A 21,084-nucleotide genomic window follows, 5' to 3' on the forward strand; every position below is an offset into this window, starting at 1 on the left:
CCATTCAGGAGACAGAATATGTCGACCGTTGCCGTTACCGACGATACCTTTGATGCCGAAGTCAAGAACTCGACCGTTCCCGTGGTTGTGGACTTCTGGGCGGAATGGTGTGGTCCTTGCAAACAGATCGGCCCCGCACTGGAAGAACTGGCCGCTGAGTATGGCGACAAGGTGAAAATCGCCAAGGTGGACGTGGACAGCAACCCGAACGCAGCCGCTGCGATGGGCGTGCGCGGCATCCCCGCACTGTTCATCTTCAAGGACGGTCAGGTTGTCTCGAACCGCGCGGGCGCGGCACCCAAAGCCGCGCTGCAAAGCTGGATCGACGAATCCATCTGATCCGGATTGGTATGCGAATGACCAAAGGCGCCCCGAACCGGGCGCCTTTTTTATGATCCTTTTTTGACCATGGGGCTTTGATGGCAAAAACACGAGTACTTGTGGAATTTGGTATGGGCACGTCCCTGCGGCGTGAGGACTATACCGAGGCCGCCTTGCGCGCGATCAAGGATGCGCTGTGGCACAATTCGGTCAATATGGCTGAGCTGTTCGATTTTCCCAAAGAGGCGATGATCATTGATGCCGAGATCGGCGTGCAGCAACCCGATAAAGTGGACCGTGAGGCGTTGAAGGCCGTGTTCCCATACGGTCAGCCGAACATCACGGTCACCCGCGGTGGGCTAGACATCGAAAAACCGCACGCCGATAGCCACACAGTGATCGCAAACGCCGCCATCATCGTCTCTTTCGACATGGAGCCCGCGCTATGAGTGAAAAACGTATCATTCTTGAGATGGGCACCGGCAATGACCTCTATGGTCAGGATTACACCAAAGCCGCACGGCGGGCGGTGCAGGACGCGCTGCATCATTCCTCGATCACTCTGTTTTCGCGCTTAGGCGTGGACCACAAAGAGATGCGCGTCGTGGTGACAATTGGGGTGCAACAGCCCGAGGCCGTGGATTGCGATCTGGTCGCGCAGGATTTGCCACGGGGCAGGGCCGAGGTACGGGCTGTGTTGGGCGGGCTGGACGTCGAGGACAGTGATGCAGGCACCCGCCACGTCATCGCAACCGCAGCGGTTGAGGCCTATCTGCCTGATATGTCGGGCAAATACAGGCTGGTTTGAAAAGAAAAAGCCGCTCGGACGAGCGGCTCATCTTTACTACGGCTGATCTGAAACGGATCAGATGGTGATGATGTCTTTACGGGTCAGACCGATATCTTCCAGCTGAGCGTCGCTCAGTTGCGACAACGCTTTGCGTGTCTTGCGAGTTTCGTTCCACTCAACCGCTTTTTCGAAAGCCACAGTGAACGCGTCCACTACGTGCAGGATGGTAGCTGCTCCGAGCGGCGCAGTGTTTTGTGCAGTATTTGCCATTTGCGCAGTCCTTCAAACTGAAACAGCCGACCCAATGTCGGTTGTAAGCCTCATGTAGTGCAGGGGTCTGAGTCTCACAATTGCCAGTCTGGTAGACCCGATCTGCGTTTCTTGCATATCTTTTGGGCAGTTTGTGAACAGTTGCGTTGGCGCTGGCTCCGGCCCATATAGGGTCCCAGTGATGAACGGAGGCCCTGATGGCAGACAGCGATTTTCCCGGTTGGCATGGCACAACGATCATTGGCGTCAAGAAAGACGGCCAGGTGGTGATTGCCGGGGACGGACAGGTCAGCCTGGGTCAGACCGTGATCAAGGGCACCGCCCGCAAGGTCCGCCGCCTGTCACCCGGTGGATTCGAGGTTGTGGCAGGCTTTGCCGGATCGACGGCGGATGCGTTCACTCTGCTCGAGCGGCTGGAGGCCAAGCTTGAGGCCACCCCGGGCCAACTGGCCCGTGCCTCGGTCGAGCTGGCCAAGGATTGGCGCACCGACAAATACCTGCAAAAGCTCGAAGCGATGCTGATCGTCACCGATGGCAAGGACCTGCTGGTGATCACCGGGGCAGGGGACGTGTTGGAGCCGGAACACAACGTGGCCGCCATCGGATCGGGCGGAAACTTTGCCCTCGCCGCTGCGCGCGCGATGATGGACAGCGACAAGCCCGCTGAAACGGTTGCACGTGAAGCCATGGCGATTGCTGCCGACATCTGCGTCTATACCAACGGCAATCTGACGGTCGAGACGATCTAGGGCGTTCTGCGTTTCACCAAAACACTGTATCGAAATGCGCGCTCGACCGAGGGGAAAAGCAGCGTATTTCGACTCAAATCAAACGCAAAGCTGCCTCAAGCTAACAGCGCCTTGATCTCTTTCCCTTTCCAGCGGCGGTGCATTCCGATCAGGCCGAAGATCGCGGCGATGATCACGATGTAGTAGGGCACGCGGATGTCGATGCTCATCAGCCCGCCGCCGATCAGAGACATGACCCCTCCGGCCAGGCAGAAGACTGCGGTGGTCACGCCCATGACCCAACCCTGATCCGCCTCACTGACGCTGGATGAAAACAAACCCAAAAGGGTTGGGTATGAAACACCGAAAAAGAAGTAGAAGAAGAAAACCGGAATGTAACTCAACGCACCGCTGGGGCTGAAGGCGAACGCAAGCCCGCAGATCACCATCGTGATCAGTGAGACATAGATGATCTTGTGCTTGCTGAACCTCTCTTGCGCGGGTTTCACAAGGAAGGTGCTGGAAAAGGCCAGCGCAAAGCCGATGACGACCATGGCCATACTGCCTCCGATCACGCCATAACCGAAACGGCTGGTCAGGAAATTGTCGACGAACACATAAAAGGTGACGTTGGCGATCATGAAGAACGAGTAGACCGGCAGAATTTTCAGGACCATCGGGTGACCGCGCACAGCGATCAGGCTGTCGGTGATATCGCGCGGACGAAAGACAAAGGGCGCGCGTTCGCTGCGGGTGTCCTTGAAGAAGGCCAGCACGAGGAAAATGGCGATCAGCACCAGAACGAAGGCACCGTAGAAGGGTGTTCTCAGCGTGGCAAAGCTGCCCAGTAGGGCAGAGTCCGACAGGACGGCGCCGATGATCGGCCCTCCGACAAGGCCAAAGCTGACGCCGGTCACGATATACCCCATATTGCGGTCACGATCGGCAGCATCGGTGCTACCGTCAATCATCGCCGCTTGAGCGATGGGCTGATTGCCAGCCGTAAAACCAGTGATCGACCGGCCCAGGATCAGCAGCAACAGACTATCGAGGTAGAGCGAGGCGATCGTAATCGTGTAGCCTGCCAACGCTCCGCCCAGACAGACCAGAAGCGCGTTCTTGCGCCCAATGGAATCCGAGACTTTCGAGACGTAAACGACCCCCAGAAACCACGACAGGAAGAAACACCCAATCACCAGCCCATAGTAGAAATGGCGACGGCCGTCGGGTGTGCCTTCAGGCAGAAAACCGGATTTCGTCTCCATGATCAGAGAGTTGATGATCGGAAAGACAAGCCCCTGTCCGATCAGGTCCACAAACACCACAAACAGCAGGGTGATCTTGGCAATCTTGGTCATGAAAAACGCCCCCGGTTCCAATAACTTGGGGCGAGTGTAACAGACAGTTGTGCCGTTACCTAACGATGTGTCAGAGGCCGGAGAACCCGACCTCTGACGGCGCGATTACTTCAGCGATGCTACGCCCAGAGGTACTCCGGCGACCTCGCACCAGATGTATACTTCGTTGTATCCCGACACATCCATGGTCGGCGGGACTGCATAGGATTGCTTACCTGCAAGGTGCAGCAGCGCCCCGAGTTTGCTGTCAGGGGCGTAAGTGCCGTCTTTCCCAAATGCGACGCGCGGGTCGGGGCCGTTGTCCAGCGAAAAGTCCTCGCCCAGTTCAACGATGTAGCGGTCGCCATCCTTGACCAGTTTTACCGAACCGGTGGTGATGTGGTTCGAGCGGCCCTCGAACGTGCCTTTCTTTTTGGCTCCACCGGCCACAGCAGCAGTGGTGCCGGCCAGTGTTAGGGCAGCGCCGGTGGCAGCAGCTTTCACGAAAAGAGAACGACGAGTCATCATGATCAGGTATCTCCATAAGATAGATACGGGCCTGTTTGCCCGTCGCCATTTTTTATGCCGTACGCGGCCCTCGCATGGCGATTCACATCCTCACGAAATTCCGTGTGTGTTCTGTGAGTTGTCGTGATGTTGTCGTGATCGGCTTGTGTTTTCGCGACGTATGATTAGGTTCCGCTTCGAAACAGACGGATAAAACACATATGACCGACCTGACCCCGCGCGAGATTGTCTCGGAACTGGACCGCTTCATCATCGGGCAAAAAGACGCCAAGCGCGCAGTGGCCGTGGCCTTGCGCAACCGCTGGCGACGCAAGCAGTTGGCCGATGATATCCGGGATGAAGTCTACCCCAAGAACATCCTGATGATCGGGCCCACCGGCGTCGGAAAAACCGAGATCAGCCGCCGTCTGGCCAAACTGGCCCGTGCGCCCTTCATCAAAGTCGAGGCCACCAAGTTCACTGAAGTCGGCTATGTCGGCCGTGACGTGGAACAGATCGTGCGCGATCTGGCCGACGCAGCGATCATTCAGACCCGCGAATACATGCGTGAGGATGTGAAGGCTCGCGCCCATCAGGCCGCCGAGGATCGCGTGATCGAAGCCATTGCTGGCACCGATGCCCGCGAAGCGACCCGTGAAATGTTCCGCAAGAAGTTAAAATCGGGTGAGTTGGACGACACAGAGATCGAGCTGGAGCTGTCTGACACCTCAAACCCGATGCCAATGTTCGACCTACCCGGCCAGCCCGGCAGCCAGATGGGCATGATGAATCTGGGCGATATCTTCGGCAAGGCGTTTGGCGGCCGCACGGTGAAAAAGAAAGTGACCGTGGCCGAAAGCTATGACCTGTTGATCGGGGAAGAGGCCGACAAGCTGCTGGACGACGAAACCGTCAACCGCGTGGCGCTGGAGTCGGTCGAACAGAACGGCATCGTGTTTCTGGACGAGATCGACAAGGTTTGCGCCCGCTCAGACGCGCGCGGCGGCGATGTCAGCCGGGAAGGGGTCCAGCGCGACCTTCTGCCTCTGATCGAGGGCACCACTGTGTCCACCAAACATGGCCCGGTGAAAACCGACCACATCCTGTTTATTGCCTCGGGTGCGTTCCACATCGCGAAACCCTCGGACCTGCTGCCGGAACTCCAGGGCCGTTTGCCGATCCGAGTGGAGCTGCGCGCGCTGACAGAAGAGGATTTCGTCCGCATCCTGACCGAAACGGACAACGCGCTGACCCTCCAATACAGCGCCCTTATGGGCACCGAAGAGGTTACCGTCAGCTTCACCGATGACGGCATCGCGGCGTTGGCCAAGATCGCTGCGGATGTGAACCAGACCGTTGAAAACATCGGCGCCCGGCGGCTTTACACAGTGATGGAGCGTGTGTTTGAAGAACTCTCGTTCACCGCGCCCGATCAGGCCGGGACCGAGATCACGGTGAACGCGCAATTCGTGGATGACAATCTGGGTGAGTTGACGAAATCAACCGACCTCAGCCGTTACGTATTGTAACAAATCCAGCTGTATTTCGCCGCCGATTTGGCGGCGAATTTTCGTTCCGGCTGGACCTCGCACCAGAAACTGGTAACCGTGACTCAAACTCTGTTTCTTTGAGGGTTGAGCCGTGTTGCGTTTGAGTATTGCCTTTCTTGCTGTTGCTACACTGAGCGCTTGCGTCGACAGAACTGCGCAGGTGACAGTGCCGTCCGCGTTGAATGTGGGATCCGCAGAAACCGTCTACGCGGCCACAACCCGGGGGCGGAACCCCGACGGAACGTTTAACGCCGACCGGGGTGAGCGGGTTCAGTACCACAAAATGACGGTCTCAATCCCGCCAAACCACACGCCAGGCACGTTGGAGTTTTCTTACGCAAACCCCAATCCGGAAAAGCAGTTTGTTTTGGCCAACACCACGGACCTGTCCGGCCCGCGTGAGTTGGCAAACCAGCTGCGCGGAGAAGATGATGTGTCGATCTTCGTGCACGGGTATAACTCGACCCATACCGAGACCGCGTTTCGCGCGGCGCAGTTGGCGCATGATCTTGATATTCCCGGATCGGTCCTGATTTACTCCTGGCCCAGTCAGGCGCGCGGGGCAGGGTATGCCTATGATCTGGACAGCATGTTGTTTGCCCGCGACGGGTTAGAGAAGACAATCCGGGATCTGAAATCCATCGGCGTGAAACGGGTTGTGCTGGTCGCCCACTCTATGGGCGGTGCCCTGTCGATGGAGATGATGCGTCAGGCCGAGCTTCGGTCCCCCGGCTGGTCACGGCGCAACCTTGATGGCGTGTTCCTGATCTCGCCCGATCTGGATATTGACGTGTTTCGTTCGCAAATGGACAGCATCAAAACTCCGCCCGATCCCTTTGTCGTGATGGTATCGCAAAAGGACAAGATCCTGAATATCTCGGCCCGGATTCGCGGTACACCGGGGAGTGAACGGCTGGGTAATATCAGCACCATCGAGGCGCTGGCCGACTATCCGATCGAAGTGATTGACGCGACCGCTTTCAACAGCGATGCCGAGTCATCACATTTCGTTGCTGCAACCTCACCCGCCTTGCTGTCGCTGCTCAGTTCGGCCCGGCGTGTTGGAAACACCCTTGGAAATCGACGCCGGGGCATCGATTATTTGATCCCGAACAGTCAACGCAACCCCTCGGGTGCGACCGAGGTTGTTCTGTCTGAGACCGGGCAGGCGCAGGTCGCTACTCAGTAGGTGTCTAGGGCTTGCTGGAGGGTCTCAAACCTTCTCTGTCGGCGGGCCGAGCCTAGCGGACCCGTCTCAGATAGACATAGTAGGCACCATCCCCACCGTGACTGATATGCGCAGGTGTCACCTGCATCACCGCTTGCGCCAGAGGCGGGATCGAAAGCCAATGCGGCACCTGATTGCGCAACACACCGCGCGGGGTCGGGATCGGGCCTGGCTCATCACGGTCTTTTCCCTTGCCAGTGATCACCAGAACCAGACGTTTACCCTGCGCCTGCGCTGTAAGCACAAATCGCACAAGTGCCGGATGCGCGGTGTCTATCCGCATCCCGTGCAGGTCCAGCTTGCCCTCGGGTTTGAGCTTGCCACGCTTCATGCGGCCAAAGGCCTTGGTGTCCATCTGAACGGGGGCAGCGCGCAGCGCCTCGGTGATCGACGGTTTCAAACGGTTGGAAGAAGGCTTGGGAGGTTTGTTCTGCCCCAGCTCAAACGCTTCAATCCGGGGTTTTGGTAGTTTCTTGGGCGTGGGTTTGGGCAGAGTTGTCGGATGCACGGTCTGAGGGATCTCAGGGTGCAGCCGCTCAGCCTGTTTGGCGACCTTGCGCCACAGCTCGATCTCATCGCTGGTCAGTTTGCGCCGGGTCATCAGTAGTCATCCGTCGCCATGGCAAAGGCACGCTGAATCGGCAGCAGCACAACCATGCGACCGGGGTCCTTCAAGCGGCCGGCAGCTTGCCCGGCATCGTCACCCGTTCCAAAGAAGATATCGGCCCGCTGCGCACCCTTGATCGCCGCGCCGGTATCCTGCGCGATCATCAGGCGGCGCAAGGGCTTCTTGCCGTCTTTCTCAACCCAGACTGGAGCACCGAGCGGCGTATAGGCAGGATCGGCCGCGATGCTGCGCATGGTCGTGATTGAGCGGTTCATTGCACCCAAAGGCCCCAGTTCTGGCGCGACGCGGCTCACCTCGCGGAAGAACACGTATGAAGGGTTGTGAAACAAGAGCTCTGCCCCAGCTTCGGGGTTCTTGCGTACCCAGGCCTGGATCATCTGCGCGCTGACCGCATGGGCACCCAAAGCGCCGCGCCGGACCAGCTCAACCCCGATGGAACGGTAGGGCTGCCCGTTCGCGCCACCATATCCCACACGCAAGGCACCGCCGTCCGGCAGTCGCACCCGGCCAGAGCCCTGAATTTGCAGAAAGAACAGCTCAACCGGGTCATCGACCCAGGCGATCTCAAGCCCGCGGCCCTGCATCACGTCGCTGGTCAGGATCTCGCGCCGGCTGAGCCACGGCCCGTCCCGCGCCTCGGGCGGCATCTTGTAGATCGGATACTTGAAACGATCCGTCCGGGTTCTGGAGCCGTCAAGCTCTGGCTCAAAATACCCGGTAAAAAGACCGTCCTTACCATCTTCGACCAAAACGGGCCGGAAGAAGAGTTCAAAGAAAGACCGCGCGGCATCCCCCTCATAGGTCCGGGCGACACCGCAAAGCGCACGCCAATCCGGGTCGTTCAGATCGCCGCAAGTGTTCAGAAAAACGGAAAGGGCCGCGCCGTGGTCATCCTCGGCCCAGCCCTGCAAGTCGTCAAACGACAGAACGGATCGCGTCGCCTCGGCTCCGGCGGCGCTGGCAGTGGTCATCGCACCCACCAGAATAAGCGACCGGAGCGTGGCAATCATGCGTCCGTGGCAACAAGCAGCCAGTTTGGATCGTCCTTGCCCATCACGCGGGCAAAGGTCCAGCTGTCCTTTTGGCGTTTCACGGTATTCGGGTTGCCTTCGATGATGTCACCACCACGATCCCGCACAACCGAGGTCAGCTCACCAATGAACTTCATGGTGATTTCGGCCTCGTTGGTGTCTTTGTCAAAGGAGACATCGGTCAGGGTGGTTTCGCGCACGCCGATGAACTCAGCCTCGATCGTCAGGCCTTGATCTTCACGCGCGGATACGACTGAGACAAAGGTTTCGAACACGTCTTCGGCAAGGAAGGGCTGGATCTCGTCCAAATTGCCCTTCTCAAAACCCATCACGATCATCTCATAGGCACCACGGGCGCCCTGAACAAATTCACTGACCGAGAAGCTGGGCTCAACCCGCTTCATCGCAGCCAGGGTCTGTGCTTGCTCGCTGTCTTCGGGGACGTGGTCTGTGATGTCATGATCCGGACCGCCTTCGATCACCTCGAAATCACGACGGGACGCACCCGCATCGGGCTGATGCGGAACAGGGGGTTTTTCGAAACCTTCACGCGTTCCCAACACGCTTTTCAAACGCAGGATCAGGAAAACGGCAATTCCGGCCAGTACCAGCAGCTGGATCATGGGTTCGTTCATTTCATCCTCTTTTCAGAACCGAGACTTTGTGTACGCGGCCTCCTGCCACTATGTAGGTGACAGTTGGTGGCAAGTCCACAGTTCGGCCATAGGTAAAGGATAACGCAAATGTACCTGTTCTTGGCATTTTTATTGGTTCCGATCCTCGAGATCGCCCTGTTCATCCAGGTTGGCGGTCTGATCGGCCTGTGGCCAACCCTTGCCATCGTGGTTCTGACAGCGGTTCTGGGCACCACATTGGTGCGGACACAAGGTCGCATGGCGCTGGGGCAATTGCAGCAATCCTTCGCCACTCTGGACGACCCAACCGAGCCTTTGGTCCATGGCGCAATGATCCTTTTGTCCGGCGCGCTGTTGCTGACACCTGGCTTTTTCACCGATGCTGTCGGGTTTGCACTGTTAATCCCCAGCGTGCGGATCGCCGTTTTCCGCTATCTGAAGACCAAAGTGACCGTGACCCAGTTCCAGATGGGGCAGGGCGCGGGCTTTCAACAGCCGCGCGAACCGTTTGATCAGGACGACGTGATTGACGGCGAGTTTACCGAGGTGCGCCCGCGCAAGGACCCCTCGAAACCGTCAAAATGGGTGGAAGGTCCCCACCAGCATTGAGGTGCCGCGCGCAACTTGCTAAGCAGTGTCGAATTTCATTTTTGGAGTAGATCCATGGCCGAAGAAAACGCTGCAGAAAACACTGCGGCCCAAGCCGCCCCTCAGGTTCAGATGCGCGTTCTGGGACAGTTCATTCGCGATATGTCCTTTGAAAACGTCATGGCGCAAAAAGGCGTGTCCGGTGACGTACAGCCCGAGATTCAGGTTCAGGTGAACCTGGACGCGAAAAAGCGTCAGGTCGAGCATCAGTACGAAGTTTCAATCAAGCTGAAGCTGACCTCGAAAGCCAAAGGCATGGACGATGTCCTGTTCCTGTGCGAGCTGGACTATTGCGGGCTGTTCCACGTGGAAGGCGTGCCAGAAGATCAGCTGCACCCGTTCCTGATGATCGAATGCCCGCGCATGCTATTCCCGTTCCTGCGCCGCATCGTAAGCGACGTTACCCGCGATGGTGGCTATCCGCCGGTGAACCTGGACAACATTGATTTCGTTGCACTTTACCGCAACGAGCTAATGCGCCGTCAGGCCGCTCAGGCGGAACAGGCCGAGCAGACCGACGCCTAAATCCCTTGACCCGTGCCTGACCGGATCAGGCGCGGGTCCACAGGGCGCTTTCGCCCAGTTTCTCGACAAATGCCTCATGCGCTGCGCGCTCATCCTCGGTGATCCGGGATGGCAGAGGCGTTGTGCGCGGTGTCGGACGCCAGTCATCTGCCCCACCCGTGCCGGACGCGGCTGAGGCGGAAAGGCCGAAATCCGGTTGGCGTCCGCCGATCAGCTCCAGATAGACCTCGGCCAGAATCTCGGAGTCCAAAAGCGCGCCGTGCAGCACTCGGTTCGAGTTGTCGATATTGAACCGCCGGCACAGCGCATCCAACGATGCCGGAGAGCCCGGAAACCGTTTGCGCGCAATGGCGAGCGTATCGAGCGCCTGATCCATCGGGATCGGCGGCAGGCCCATCCATTTCAGCTCGGCGTTCAGGAACTTCATATCGAAGGAGGCGTTGTGGATCACCAGTTTCGCGTCGCCAATAAACTCGCGAAATCCCTGACCGACCTTGGCAAAGACCGGTTTGTCTTTCAGCGTCACCTCGCCTTTTTCGGGCGGGCGCGGGGTTTCCAGCAGGTCGGGACCAATACCATGTACGCCAAATGCCTCTTCCGGCATGCCGCGTTCGGGGTTGATATAGACATGATAGGTCTCGCCCGTGGCGACATGGTTCCACAACTCAACCGCGCCGATCTCGACAATCCGGTCACCGCTTTCAGGATCAAAGCCCGTGGTTTCGGTATCGAGTACAATCTCACGCATCAGCCATCCCCGCCCGTACCTGTCTGATCACATCCTGCACCTGCGCGCGGGCATGGTCCAGTGTGTCGGTGTCGATCACATAGTCCGAGCGCGCGCATTTCTCGTCATTCGGCATTTGCTTGGCGCGGATCTGTTCGAACTGAGCCTCGGACATCGTGCCGCGTTCCATCACGCGGCGTTTTTGTTCGTCAGGAGATATCCGAACGCAGGCGACCGCATCCATCGCGGCCTCACCGCCAGTTTCGAACAGAAGAGGGATGTCGAACACCAAAATATCGGCCGAGGCGCTTTCGCGAAATGCCGCGCGATCTGCAGCGACCAGAGGGTGAACGATCCCTTCGATCCGTTTCAACGCAGACCTGTCTTCTGAGATAATCCGTTTCAATGCCTCGCGGCTGACTGCGCCCTCTACGATAGCCGAGGGAAAACCCTCACCCATTGGCCCAACCGCCGCGCCACCTTTAGAATAGAGACGATGTACTGCCGCATCCGCATCCCAAAGCGCGCAGCCTTCATCGACGAACATCCGCGCCGTGGTGCTTTTGCCCATCCCGATCGAGCCTGTCAGGCCAAGCGCAAACCTCATGCCAGTACGGCCACGCGCAAATCATCATTGACCTCGGGGCGCACGCCGAACCAACGTTCAAAGCCCGGAACTGCCTGATGCAGTAACATGCCCAGCCCATCGACCACGGTGCATCCGGCCTCTTCCGCCGTTTCCAAAAGGTTGGTCTTGAGCGGCGCGTAGACAAGATCGGTCACCACGACGCCTGGCTGCAACCCATCCAATGGCACCCGCAGCTCGGGCTGGCCCTGCATGCCCAGCGAGGTCGTGTTGACCACAAGCTCGGCGTTTTCGATCACGTTGCCAGCCTGTACCCAATCCACAACGGTAATGCGCTGGCCGAATTCTTCTTTCAGATGATCGGCACGGGTGCGGGTGCGGTTGGTCAGCAGGATCTCGGGCACGCCTTCATCCGCGAGCGCCTGCAACACGGCGCGCGCCGCTCCGCCCGCGCCAAAGACGACGGCGGGGCCATCCTTGGCGTTCCAATCCGGTGCGCCGGCACGCAGGTTCTCCATGAACCCATACCCATCGGTGTTATCGGCGTGGATCGAGCCATCCTCGCGGAAAACCAGTGTATTCGCGGCCCCGATCACGGTCGCCCGGTCCGAGACGTGGTCTGCAATACGCAAGGCAGCCTCTTTATGCGGTACCGTCACGTTTGTTCCCACAAAACCGGCCTTGGGCAGGGTGCGCAGGACGGCCTCAAGATCAGCCGGGGCGACGTCCATGGGGACGTAGTGCCCCTCCAGCCCGTAGGTCTTCAGCCAATGCCCATGCAATTTGGGCGAGCGGGAATGGCCCACCGGGTGCCCGATCACTCCGGCCAGAGGAATCTTGTGGTCCGTCATTGATCAATCACCCCTTTGACAGCCAGATAGTTGAGCAGCTCTAACAGTGGCATACCCAAAACGTTAAAGTAGTCACCGTCAATGGTGGCGAACAGGCGCACGCCTTCTTCCTCAAGCTTATATGCACCAACCGCGTGGCGGATGCTGTCCCAATTACGGTCGACATAGTCACGCAGATATGCGTCCGAGCTCATCCGCATCCTTAGGCGCACCTGACCGACATGGCGCCAGATCGGCTCACCATCCTGATAAATCACCGCTGCGGACAGCAACATGTGCCGCTTGCCCCGCATCATCTTTAACTGAGCAAAGGCATCCTCAGGCGTCTGAGGCTTCGACAGCAGCTGCCCGTCGAAATCCAGAACCTGATCGCAACCCAGCACCATCGCTCCGGGCGTCTTGTCACTCACCTTGCGCGCTTTCATTTCGGCCAGCGCATCGGCAATATCACGCGGCGAGGCGCCCTCGGCCAATAAGGCACGCTTTATGTTATCCTCGTCCACGCGCGCGATCTGAACAGAGAAAGGCACGCCTGCATTTTCCAGCAACTGCGCGCGAATGGAGGATCCTGAGGCCAGGACGATGGGGACAGACATGTGGACAACCCCGTGGGCAAATCGTTGAGCGGTCTTGGACGCTTTGTATGGTTTTCAGATTGACACGCAAGCCCGGGAATTTCGCAAAAAACTTCCCTGAGTCGCTCAAACATCATCCAGCCGGGGTAAGGATAACTAGGAAACAGCGGATAACCGGGACATCTGGATTTATTCAAGGTGTTATCCCCAGATGCATCCTCGGAATTCAGAACTAACTATATGTTTTAGTTTGATTATTTTTGAAATTCACAGAATCACTCAAATCTCGTGCAAAACTGTCCACCTGGGGAAAACCAATGGGTAAAAAAGTAATCCACGGATTTTACCCACCCTACAAAACCATCTTCCTTTCTTCTTTCTTTTTTTTTTATTAGGGAGAGTTCCGAGAAGCACCTGGAGCCAAGATGACTGATCTTCTTTTCACGATTTACCCGTGGGTGAAGTCCCTTCATATCATGGCCGTGATTTCGTGGATGGCAGGATTGTTCTACCTTCCCCGTCTGTTCGTCTATCACGTAGAAAAAGCGCAAGCGGTTAATGGAGCTGAGACCATCTTCTTTGAAATGGAAGAGAAGCTGCTGCGCGTGATCATGCGCCCTGCGATGATCGTGGCATGGGTTTGTGGTCTGATCATGGTGTTCACACCGGGCATCGTCGGCTGGGATTTTGCATGGCCCTGGCTCAAGGGTGCAGCCGTGATTGGTATGACCTGGTTTCATCATTGGTTGTTGGCCCGCCGCAAGGAATTCGCTGAGGGGCGAAATAAGCTCACTGGGCGGCAGTATCGCATGATGAACGAGGTGCCGACCGTTCTGATGGTTATCATCGTTCTGGCGGTCATTCTGAAGTTCTGAGGACCATTCCAGCAAGGGCCTGTTTGACTCCGTAGATCGACGCAACTATGTAGGGGTCAACACGCCCGTCCGGGCGGCGTCTTTTCCGTACTGAAATTCCACTTCGAACCGCAGTCCGCGGTGAAGGTATGCATCATGTCCAATGACTCCCTGAATCTGGCCGATCTGAAAGCCAAAAGCCCCAAAGACCTTCTGGCGATGGCCGAAGAGCTGGAGATCGAAAACGCCTCGACCATGCGTAAGGGCGAAATGATGTTCCAGATCCTGCGCGAACGCGCGGATGAGGGCTGGACCGTCGGCGGTGATGGCGTTCTTGAGGTCCTGCAAGACGGCTTCGGCTTCCTGCGCTCGCCTGAGGCGAACTATCTGCCGGGTCCGGACGACATCTATGTCTCGCCTGACATGATCCGTCAGCACTCGCTGCGCACTGGTGACACCGTTGAAGGCGAAATCAAAGCGCCCGACGATAGCGAGCGGTATTTTGCGCTGACCAAGGTCACCAAGATCAACTTTGAAGATCCTGAGAAGGCGAAGCACAAAATCCTCTTCGACAACCTGACGCCGCTCTACCCGGATGAGCGTCTGAAAATGGAGATAGAGGACCCGACCATCAAGGACAAGTCGGCCCGTGTGATCGACCTGGTCTCACCCATCGGTAAAGGCCAGCGGTCGCTGATCGTGGCACCTCCGCGGACCGGTAAGACGGTGATCCTGCAGAATATCGCGCACTCGATCGAACAGAACCACCCGGAGTGCTACTTGATCGTCCTGCTGATCGACGAACGCCCGGAAGAGGTGACCGACATGCAGCGCTCGGTGAAGGGTGAGGTCGTGTCCTCGACCTTCGATGAACCTGCAACGCGCCACGTCGCCGTGTCCGAGATGGTGATCGAAAAAGCCAAGCGTTTGGTTGAACATAAACGAGATGTTGTTATTCTCCTCGACTCGATCACAAGACTTGGTAGAGCATTTAACACTGTGGTCCCATCCTCGGGTAAAGTTCTAACCGGTGGTGTGGACGCGAATGCTCTGCAACGGCCCAAGCGGTTCTTTGGTGCGGCGCGGAACATCGAAGAGGGTGGCTCGCTGACCATCATCGCCACCGCGCTGATCGATACCGGCAGCCGGATGGACGAAGTCATCTTCGAAGAATTCAAAGGCACGGGTAACTCGGAAATCGTTCTGGATCGGAAGATCGCAGACAAGCGCGTGTTCCCGGCCATCGACATCCTCAAGTCCGGTACTCGGAAAGAGGACCTGCTGGTGGACAAGGGCGATCTGGCCAAGACCTTCGTTCTGCGCCGTATCCTCAACCCGATGGGGACCACCGATGCAATCGAGTTCCTGTTGTCCAAGTTGAAACAGACGAAGACAAACGGCGAGTTCTTCGATTCGATGAACACCTGACACAGGTCTTAACTGACGCGAGGCCTTCGAATGGATACGATATTCGCCTTGGCCAGCGCGCAAGGCAAAGCAGGGGTGGCGGTCATCCGCCTCTCTGGTCCTGACGCGCATAGTGCCGCGGCTGGGATGACTGGCGGCGCGCTTCCGGCGCGTGGGATGTCTCTGCGGGTTTTGCGGGATGCTGACGGTGCTCGTCTGGATGATGGTCTGGTGCTGACCTTCAAGGCTCCGGCTAGCTTTACCGGTGAAGATGTAGCTGAGTTGCAGATTCACGGAAGTACGGCCTCGGTTAATGCTGTCATGCGCTGCTTGTCGGAAACGGACGGTCTGCGCCTTGCCGATCCGGGAGAGTTCACCCGCCGCGCGTTGGAAAACGGCAAGATGGATTTGGCCCAGGTCGAAGGCCTTGCCGATTTGATCGACGCTGAGACGGAAGCCCAACGGAAACAGGCGCAAACGATCCTCGCTGGTGAGTTGGGAAACCTTGCCGAGCGATGGAGGAGGGACCTGATCCGAGCTGCCTCTCTGTTGGAGGCCGTGATCGACTTTGCCGATGAAGAGGTTCCGACAGATGTCACCCCCGAGGTGCGCGAGCTGATCTCCGGCGTCATGGCGGATTTGAAGCGCGAAGCAGATGGCGTTCAGATCGCGGAACGCATCCGAACCGGCTTTGAAGTTGCAATCGTCGGCCTTCCCAACGCGGGCAAGTCTACCTTGCTGAATGCTTTGGCAGGGCGAGACGCTGCAATTACATCAGAATATGCGGGGACAACGCGGGACGTCATCGAAGTTCGAATGGATCTGGCAGGACTCCCAGTGACACTACTGGACACGGCAGGGCTGCGGGATACGGACGACCACGTTGAAAGCCTTGGTATCGCATTGGCTAAGAAACGCGCTGAAGCTGCCGATCTGCGTGTGTTCCTGTCTGACGAACCGTTGCATCTTGGTGTAGATATTCAGCCGGATGATATTCAGGTGGCACCGAAAGCGGATCTTCGTAGTCCCCAAGTCGGTGGTGTTTCCGGGAAAACGGGTCAGGGGATTGATCAGCTGATATCCAACATATCGCGTGTGCTGAGTAATCGTACCACTAGCCATGGTATAGCGACACGAGAACGCCATCGCATTGCATTGACTAAAGCACTGGACGCTCTGACTGCGGCAATGTCGGTTCTGGAATCAGGTCCAGACCTGTATGATATAGCAGCAGAAGAGATGCGCACTGCGATCCGCGCACTTGAATCTTTGGTGGGCAGAATAGGTGTCGAGGATCTGTTAGATGAAATATTCTCGAGCTTCTGTCTGGGAAAATAAGGAGTGTTTCACGTGAAACATTCAGACTTCGATGTAGTCGTCATTGGCGCGGGGCACGCGGGCACCGAGGCTGCACATGCTGCGGCCAGAATGGGCGTTTCGACAGCATTGGTCACGCTATCTGCAGCAGATATCGGTGTGATGTCGTGCAATCCTGCAATCGGAGGATTGGGTAAAGGCCACTTGGTTCGCGAGATAGATGCTTTGGACGGCGTCATGGGACGTGTTGCAGACCAAGCAGGGATCCAGTTCCGGCTACTAAACCGCCGAAAAGGGCCAGCGGTTCAAGGCCCAAGGACGCAAGCGGACAGGTCGCTTTACCGAGCAGCGATGCAAAAGGTAACGGATAGGCAAGGGAACCTGTCAGTTATTGTTGGCGAAGTCGTAGACTTTCTGATGAATCAGGATCGAGTAGCAGGCGTTAGGTTGGGCGACGGATCAGAAATCTCGGCAAAGTCGGTCATTCTTACTTCCGGCACGTTCCTTCGAGGCGTGATTCACATCGGAGACGTCTCACGACCCGGAGGTCGCATGGGAGATCGCCCTTCCGTGAGGCTGGCGGAACGTTTGGACGCATATGATCTTCCGACGGGACGTTTGAAAACGGGAACCCCACCGAGGCTAGATGGACGTACCATAGATTGGTCAGGGTTGGAACGTCAGGACGGTGACGACGAACCAACCTTGTTCTCGTTCCTGTCGACTTCAGTTGTTGCGCCGCAGATTTCGTGTGGGATTACCCATACGAACGCTCAGACACATGAAATAATTGAAAAGAACCTAAGCAAGTCAGCGATGTATGGTGGGCATATAGATGGCGTTGGCCCAAGATATTGCCCGTCGATCGAAGACAAGATTGTTCGGTTTGCAGAGAAAGACTCGCATCAGATCTTTCTTGAACCCGAAGGGGTGAATGATCACACGATTTACCCCAACGGTATTTCAACGTCTCTGCCGCAGGATGTGCAGCTACAATATGTTCGTTCGATAAAAGGTCTGGAGAATGCTGATATTCTTCAACCCGGTTACGCCATCGAGTACGACTATATAGACCCCCGTGTCCTATCAGCGACTTTGGCCTTGCCCGAGATTCCAGGCTTATATTTAGCGGGTCAGATCAACGGAACCACAGGATATGAGGAAGCTGCCGCTCAGGGTATGGTTGCTGGTCTCAATGCGGCTTTGGCTGTTCAAGGTAAAGACCCGGTCCATTTCACCCGCGCCGATAGCTATATCGGTGTCATGATAGATGATCTTACCACCCGAGGCGTTGCTGAACCGTATCGAATGTTCACCTCTCGCGCTGAATTCAGATTGTCGCTTCGAGCAGATAATGCTGATCAGCGTTTGACGCCTATCGGATTGCAGTTGAGTTGCGTTGGAAGCAGGCGTCGACAAGCTTTCACAGAAAAGATGGATCAATTGAGCGACGCGAAATCGCTTTTGAGCGAAAAAACCTATACGCCAAAAGAGGTTTTGGCCGCTGGCATCAACGTTAATCAGGACGGCAATAGGCGTGATGGCATGGCGATTCTGGCTTTTCCGGATGTGGCTTTTGAGGACCTGCTGCCCTTGTTACCCGAGCTGGATATGGTGACGCCAGATATCCGGCTTCAGGTCGCTAGGGATGCGCTTTACGCAAACTACATCGCACGGCAGCAGCGGGATGTCGAAGCGATGAAGAGGGATGAATCCTATCAGATTCCCAGGGATTTCGACTATTTTGCTTTAGATGGCCTTTCATCTGAAATGAAGCAAAAGCTGTCTCAGACAAAACCCGGAAATATTGCTCAGGCCAGTAGGGTAGAAGGCGTTACACCCGCGGCCTTGACCTTGCTTTTGGCAAAACTTCGGCGCGATCAAAAAGTTAAACAAGCATGAAGCCTGAATTTTCCAAGTTCGATGTTTCACGTGAAACATTCGACCGGCTGGATACGTATGTGGAGCTGCTGAAGCGTTGGAATCCCAAGATCAATCTAGTCTCAAGGAACAGTCTGGAGGATATCTGGGATCGACATATTCTGGATTCCGTCCAGGTATTCCGATGTGCAATGGCCGCAGATACCTGGGTTGATATCGGAACTGGAGGCGGATTTCCGGGGATGGTGTGTGCGATTATGGCACTGGAAGAGTCGCCAAACACCCGTTTCCAATTTGTTGAAAGTGATCAGAGAAAATCAGCATTCCTGAGGAACGTTGCTCGCGAATGCGGGGTGACGTGTCAGGTCATCTCAAAGCGAATCGAATCCGTTGAGCCACTTGAAGCGGATATTCTATCGGCCCGTGCTTTGGCAGATCTGCGCACATTATTGTCCTTTTGTGACAGGCATTTAAGCGATAACGGCACTGCTTTGTTGCCGAAAGGCGCGAACTGGAAAAAAGAACTGTCAGAGGCTCAGGAAGAATGGAAATTCGATGTTGAGCCGATTACAAGTTTAACAGAGCCCCAAGCCGTAATCCTTAAAATCAAAGGAGTATCTCGTGGTTGATCTTTCTCGTCCTTCAGGGCCCCGGATAATTGCGGTTGCCAATCAGAAGGGCGGAGTTGGGAAAACTACGACGGCGATAAATCTGGCTGCGGGTCTGGCCGAAGCCGGCTGTCGGGTTCTGGTTGTTGATCTCGATCCGCAGGGCAATGCGTCGACTGGATTGGGTGTCGAAGACCGGGATTGGACCACGTATGATCTTATTTTGGACGACGCACCGCTAGAGGCGGTCATACAAGAGACAGAAATAGGTGGTCTTTTCGTCATTCCGGCCACTGTCGATTTGAGTTCGGCGGATATCGAACTCATTTCAAACGAAAAACGCAGCTACTTGTTGCATGACGCGTTGCGACAAACCTCAATAGATGGGTTTGAGCTGGATTTTGTATTGATTGACTGCCCTCCGTCCTTGAACCTGCTGACGGTGAACGCGATGGTAGCCTCGCATTCGGTTCTTGTTCCATTGCAGAGTGAATTCTTTGCTCTGGAGGGTTTGTCTCAGCTGATGCTGACGATCCGAGAGGTCCGCCAAACTGCGAATCCAGATCTGAGAATCGAAGGGATTGTGTTGACTATGTATGACAACCGCAACAACTTGTCCCGTCAGGTCGAAAAAGACGCACGTGACAATTTGGGTGAGATGGTTTTTAAGACCAAGATACCCAGAAATGTGCGGGTCAGTGAGGCACCGTCTTACGCGTTGCCGGTTTTGCAATATGACTCGGGCTCGCTTGGGGCGATGGCATATCGACATCTGGCCCGCGAAGTCATGCACAAGAACAACAAAGTCGCCGCTTAAGCGACAATGAGGAGGGCGACATGAGCGCCAAAAAAGCGAAACCCAGGGGTCTTGGTCGTGGTCTTTCGGCCCTTATGGCGGATGTTACGCAGGAAACCGATGGACGCTCACCCGTCGAGCCGCGCCGCCCGGATATGACGGTACCCATCGAAAAGCTGAAAGCAAACCCGAACCAGCCGCGCCGGACTTTCCAGGCGGAGCAGTTGGATGAGTTGGCATCCTCGGTCAAGGAAAAGGGAATCATCCAACCATTGATCGTGCGCTCGATCGGTGCCGGAGAGTATGAAATCGTTGCCGGGGAACGCCGTTGGCGCGCCGCGCAAATGGCGCAACTGCATGATATTCCAGTTATTATTCGTGACTTTGATGATACTGAAGTTCTGGAAGTCGCGATTATCGAGAATATCCAACGGGCGGACCTCAATTCCGTCGAAGAAGCGGCTGGTTACAAGCAGCTCATGGATCGTTTCGGCCACACGCAGGAGAAACTGGCCGAGGCTTTGGGTAAAAGTCGCAGCCATATCGCTAACCTCTTGCGGCTTTTGTCTCTACCAATGGATGTGCAAGCCCTTGTGATAGAAGGGAAATTATCCGCTGGCCATGCAAGGGCTTTGATCACGGCCGAGAATCCATCGGAACTGGCCAAACAGGTCGTGAAAGAGGGGCTTTCGGTACGAGCCACAGAAGCCCTGGTGAAAAAGCAACAGCAGGATACAGGAGATCGTCCCGCACCGAGGTCTCGGGATCTGAATGCAGGCAAAGATGCAGATACCCGCGCATTGGAGAAAGACCTCTCAGCCATCTTGGCTATGAGGGTTGCAATCAACCACAAGGCGGGGACGGAAACGGGTCAGGTTGTGTTGACCTATGAAAACCTGGATCAGTTGGACGATCTTTGCGCTAAGCTCAGCCGTTAGGGCGGGTCCAGATAAAGATCATGACGCCGCTCAGAACCACGGCCTGAATAATCAGGACGTAGGACGGTAAAGACAGCAGAACCGAGATGCCAAATACGGCGGCGACCGACACGGTGGCCGCCTTTTTTGCGCTCGGGCGGATCGCGCCGGAGCTTTGCCAATCGATAATCATCGGACCAAACACCTGATGTGTTAGAAGCCAATTGTGTAGCCGGGACGATGAGCGGGCAAAGAAAAACGCGGCCAACAGCAGAAAGGGAACGGTTGGGAGAAGCGGCAAGACAACTCCGACCATGGCGAGCGCGACGCAGAGCAAACCAAGACCGGCCCAGAGGTACTGCATCGG

General features: G+C 56.5%; 26 protein-coding genes. 15 read left to right on the top strand and 11 right to left on the bottom strand.

Annotated elements, in window-relative coordinates:
• The first annotated feature begins 18 nt into the window (after positions 1-18).
• The 3 genes from trxA (at position 19) to ACRZ95_RS18185 (ending at position 1,129) form a co-directional block, all read left to right on the top strand.
• Positions 19-339 carry a thioredoxin gene (gene trxA / locus ACRZ95_RS18175; RefSeq protein WP_050604667.1) on the top strand — a complete coding sequence of 107 codons (321 nt, stop codon included), beginning with the start codon at positions 19-21 and terminating at the stop codon, positions 337-339.
• Between the two features lie 80 nt (positions 340-419).
• Complete coding sequence (locus tag ACRZ95_RS18180; RefSeq protein ID WP_170680596.1) at positions 420-770, top strand: Lin0512 family protein; 351 nt, start codon at positions 420-422, stop codon at positions 768-770.
• A complete protein-coding gene (locus ACRZ95_RS18185) occupies positions 767-1,129 on the top strand; it encodes a Lin0512 family protein (protein ID WP_170680598.1) in 363 nt (120 codons plus the stop codon). The genes ACRZ95_RS18180 and ACRZ95_RS18185 overlap by 4 nt, the downstream gene beginning before the upstream one ends.
• Positions 1,130-1,186: 57 nt before the next feature.
• Here ACRZ95_RS18185 and ACRZ95_RS18190 read toward each other — a convergent pair whose 3' ends face one another.
• Positions 1,187-1,381, bottom strand: a complete 195-nt coding sequence (locus ACRZ95_RS18190; RefSeq protein WP_170380185.1) for a DUF1127 domain-containing protein — start codon at positions 1,379-1,381, stop codon at positions 1,187-1,189.
• Positions 1,382-1,578: 197 nt separating this feature from the next.
• Between ACRZ95_RS18190 and hslV the strand changes: the two genes are divergently transcribed.
• A complete protein-coding gene (gene hslV / locus ACRZ95_RS18195) occupies positions 1,579-2,130 on the top strand; it encodes an ATP-dependent protease subunit HslV (RefSeq protein ID WP_170462831.1) in 552 nt (183 codons plus the stop codon).
• A 95-nt stretch (positions 2,131-2,225) separates the two neighbouring features.
• On the opposite strand, the gene ACRZ95_RS18200 is transcribed toward hslV, so the two are convergent.
• Both ACRZ95_RS18200 and ACRZ95_RS18205 read right to left on the bottom strand, forming a co-directional pair.
• Entirely contained in the window at positions 2,226-3,467 is a 1,242-nt protein-coding gene (locus ACRZ95_RS18200) for an MFS transporter (RefSeq protein WP_170680600.1), read from the bottom strand.
• Positions 3,468-3,572: 105 nt separating this feature from the next.
• Positions 3,573-3,971 (bottom strand): DM13 domain-containing protein, encoded by a 399-nt coding sequence (locus ACRZ95_RS18205; protein WP_480555346.1) that lies wholly within the window; start codon positions 3,969-3,971, stop codon positions 3,573-3,575.
• A gap of 203 nt (positions 3,972-4,174) precedes the next feature.
• Between ACRZ95_RS18205 and hslU the strand changes: the two genes are divergently transcribed.
• Together hslU and ACRZ95_RS18215 are read left to right on the top strand one after the other, a co-directional pair.
• Positions 4,175-5,482, top strand: a complete 1,308-nt coding sequence (gene hslU, locus ACRZ95_RS18210) for an ATP-dependent protease ATPase subunit HslU (RefSeq protein ID WP_170680602.1) — start codon at positions 4,175-4,177, stop codon at positions 5,480-5,482.
• A 181-nt stretch (positions 5,483-5,663) separates the two neighbouring features.
• Entirely contained in the window at positions 5,664-6,692 is a 1,029-nt protein-coding gene (locus ACRZ95_RS18215; RefSeq protein ID WP_480555348.1) for an alpha/beta hydrolase, read from the top strand.
• 52 nt (positions 6,693-6,744) lie between these two features.
• Here ACRZ95_RS18215 and ACRZ95_RS18220 read toward each other — a convergent pair whose 3' ends face one another.
• Genes ACRZ95_RS18220 through ACRZ95_RS18230 form a run of 3 tightly spaced genes read right to left on the bottom strand, consistent with a single transcriptional unit; the run spans position 6,745 to position 9,025 of the window.
• The gene (locus tag ACRZ95_RS18220; protein ID WP_170680606.1) at positions 6,745-7,332 is read right to left on the bottom strand and encodes a Smr/MutS family protein; all 588 of its coding nucleotides are present in this window, start codon (positions 7,330-7,332) and stop codon (positions 6,745-6,747) included.
• Positions 7,332-8,369: a murein transglycosylase A gene (gene mltA, locus ACRZ95_RS18225; protein ID WP_170680607.1), complete on the bottom strand. Its 1,038-nt coding sequence runs from the start codon at positions 8,367-8,369 to the stop codon at positions 7,332-7,334. The genes ACRZ95_RS18220 and mltA overlap by 1 nt, the downstream gene beginning before the upstream one ends.
• Positions 8,366-9,025: a Tim44/TimA family putative adaptor protein gene (locus ACRZ95_RS18230; protein WP_170380193.1), complete on the bottom strand. Its 660-nt coding sequence runs from the start codon at positions 9,023-9,025 to the stop codon at positions 8,366-8,368. Before ACRZ95_RS18230 ends, mltA begins: the two co-directional genes overlap by 4 nt.
• A 108-nt stretch (positions 9,026-9,133) precedes the next feature.
• Here ACRZ95_RS18230 and ACRZ95_RS18235 point away from each other — a divergent pair, with 108 nt between their 5' ends.
• Entirely contained in the window at positions 9,134-9,634 is a 501-nt protein-coding gene (locus tag ACRZ95_RS18235; protein ID WP_170680610.1) for an FxsA family protein, read from the top strand.
• Positions 9,635-9,688: 54 nt separating this feature from the next.
• Positions 9,689-10,198, top strand: a complete 510-nt coding sequence (gene secB / locus ACRZ95_RS18240) for a protein-export chaperone SecB (protein ID WP_170380195.1) — start codon at positions 9,689-9,691, stop codon at positions 10,196-10,198.
• Positions 10,199-10,223: 25 nt separating this feature from the next.
• On the opposite strand, the gene dnaQ is transcribed toward secB, so the two are convergent.
• The 4 genes from dnaQ to ACRZ95_RS18260 are packed head-to-tail and all read right to left on the bottom strand — an operon-like array spanning position 10,224 to position 12,958.
• On the bottom strand, positions 10,224-10,946 hold the full coding sequence (gene dnaQ / locus ACRZ95_RS18245) for a DNA polymerase III subunit epsilon (protein WP_170680613.1): 723 nt from the start codon (positions 10,944-10,946) through the stop codon (positions 10,224-10,226).
• The gene (gene coaE, locus ACRZ95_RS18250) at positions 10,939-11,532 is read right to left on the bottom strand and encodes a dephospho-CoA kinase (RefSeq protein WP_170680615.1); all 594 of its coding nucleotides are present in this window, start codon (positions 11,530-11,532) and stop codon (positions 10,939-10,941) included. Before coaE ends, dnaQ begins: the two co-directional genes overlap by 8 nt.
• The gene (locus ACRZ95_RS18255) at positions 11,529-12,362 is read right to left on the bottom strand and encodes a shikimate dehydrogenase (RefSeq protein WP_170680618.1); all 834 of its coding nucleotides are present in this window, start codon (positions 12,360-12,362) and stop codon (positions 11,529-11,531) included. Before ACRZ95_RS18255 ends, coaE begins: the two co-directional genes overlap by 4 nt.
• Positions 12,359-12,958 carry a nucleoside triphosphate pyrophosphatase gene (locus tag ACRZ95_RS18260; RefSeq protein WP_170680621.1) on the bottom strand — a complete coding sequence of 200 codons (600 nt, stop codon included), beginning with the start codon at positions 12,956-12,958 and terminating at the stop codon, positions 12,359-12,361. Before ACRZ95_RS18260 ends, ACRZ95_RS18255 begins: the two co-directional genes overlap by 4 nt.
• A gap of 404 nt (positions 12,959-13,362) precedes the next feature.
• Between ACRZ95_RS18260 and ACRZ95_RS18265 the strand changes: the two genes are divergently transcribed.
• The 7 genes from ACRZ95_RS18265 (at position 13,363) to ACRZ95_RS18295 (ending at position 20,738) form a co-directional block, all read left to right on the top strand.
• The gene (locus tag ACRZ95_RS18265; RefSeq protein WP_170680625.1) at positions 13,363-13,812 is read left to right on the top strand and encodes a CopD family protein; all 450 of its coding nucleotides are present in this window, start codon (positions 13,363-13,365) and stop codon (positions 13,810-13,812) included.
• A gap of 135 nt (positions 13,813-13,947) precedes the next feature.
• Positions 13,948-15,219: a transcription termination factor Rho gene (gene rho / locus ACRZ95_RS18270; protein WP_170680628.1), complete on the top strand. Its 1,272-nt coding sequence runs from the start codon at positions 13,948-13,950 to the stop codon at positions 15,217-15,219.
• Positions 15,220-15,249: 30 nt separating this feature from the next.
• The gene (gene mnmE / locus ACRZ95_RS18275; RefSeq protein WP_170680631.1) at positions 15,250-16,536 is read left to right on the top strand and encodes a tRNA uridine-5-carboxymethylaminomethyl(34) synthesis GTPase MnmE; all 1,287 of its coding nucleotides are present in this window, start codon (positions 15,250-15,252) and stop codon (positions 16,534-16,536) included.
• A 12-nt stretch (positions 16,537-16,548) separates the two neighbouring features.
• Positions 16,549-18,417, top strand: coding sequence for a tRNA uridine-5-carboxymethylaminomethyl(34) synthesis enzyme MnmG (mnmG, locus tag ACRZ95_RS18280; RefSeq protein WP_170680634.1), 1,869 nt, complete (start codon positions 16,549-16,551; stop codon positions 18,415-18,417).
• The gene (rsmG, locus tag ACRZ95_RS18285) at positions 18,414-19,025 is read left to right on the top strand and encodes a 16S rRNA (guanine(527)-N(7))-methyltransferase RsmG (RefSeq protein WP_170680637.1); all 612 of its coding nucleotides are present in this window, start codon (positions 18,414-18,416) and stop codon (positions 19,023-19,025) included. Before mnmG ends, rsmG begins: the two co-directional genes overlap by 4 nt.
• A complete protein-coding gene (locus tag ACRZ95_RS18290) occupies positions 19,018-19,821 on the top strand; it encodes a ParA family protein (protein WP_170380205.1) in 804 nt (267 codons plus the stop codon). The genes rsmG and ACRZ95_RS18290 overlap by 8 nt, the downstream gene beginning before the upstream one ends.
• A gap of 20 nt (positions 19,822-19,841) precedes the next feature.
• Positions 19,842-20,738 (top strand): ParB/RepB/Spo0J family partition protein, encoded by an 897-nt coding sequence (locus ACRZ95_RS18295; protein ID WP_170680640.1) that lies wholly within the window; start codon positions 19,842-19,844, stop codon positions 20,736-20,738.
• Here ACRZ95_RS18295 and ACRZ95_RS18300 read toward each other — a convergent pair.
• Positions 20,728-21,081: a YbaN family protein gene (locus ACRZ95_RS18300; RefSeq protein ID WP_170660972.1), complete on the bottom strand. Its 354-nt coding sequence runs from the start codon at positions 21,079-21,081 to the stop codon at positions 20,728-20,730. The genes ACRZ95_RS18295 and ACRZ95_RS18300 overlap by 11 nt on opposite strands.
• Between the last annotated feature and the right edge of the window lie 3 nt (positions 21,082-21,084).

It is taken from the genome of Ruegeria sp. AI3, assembly GCF_056541245.1.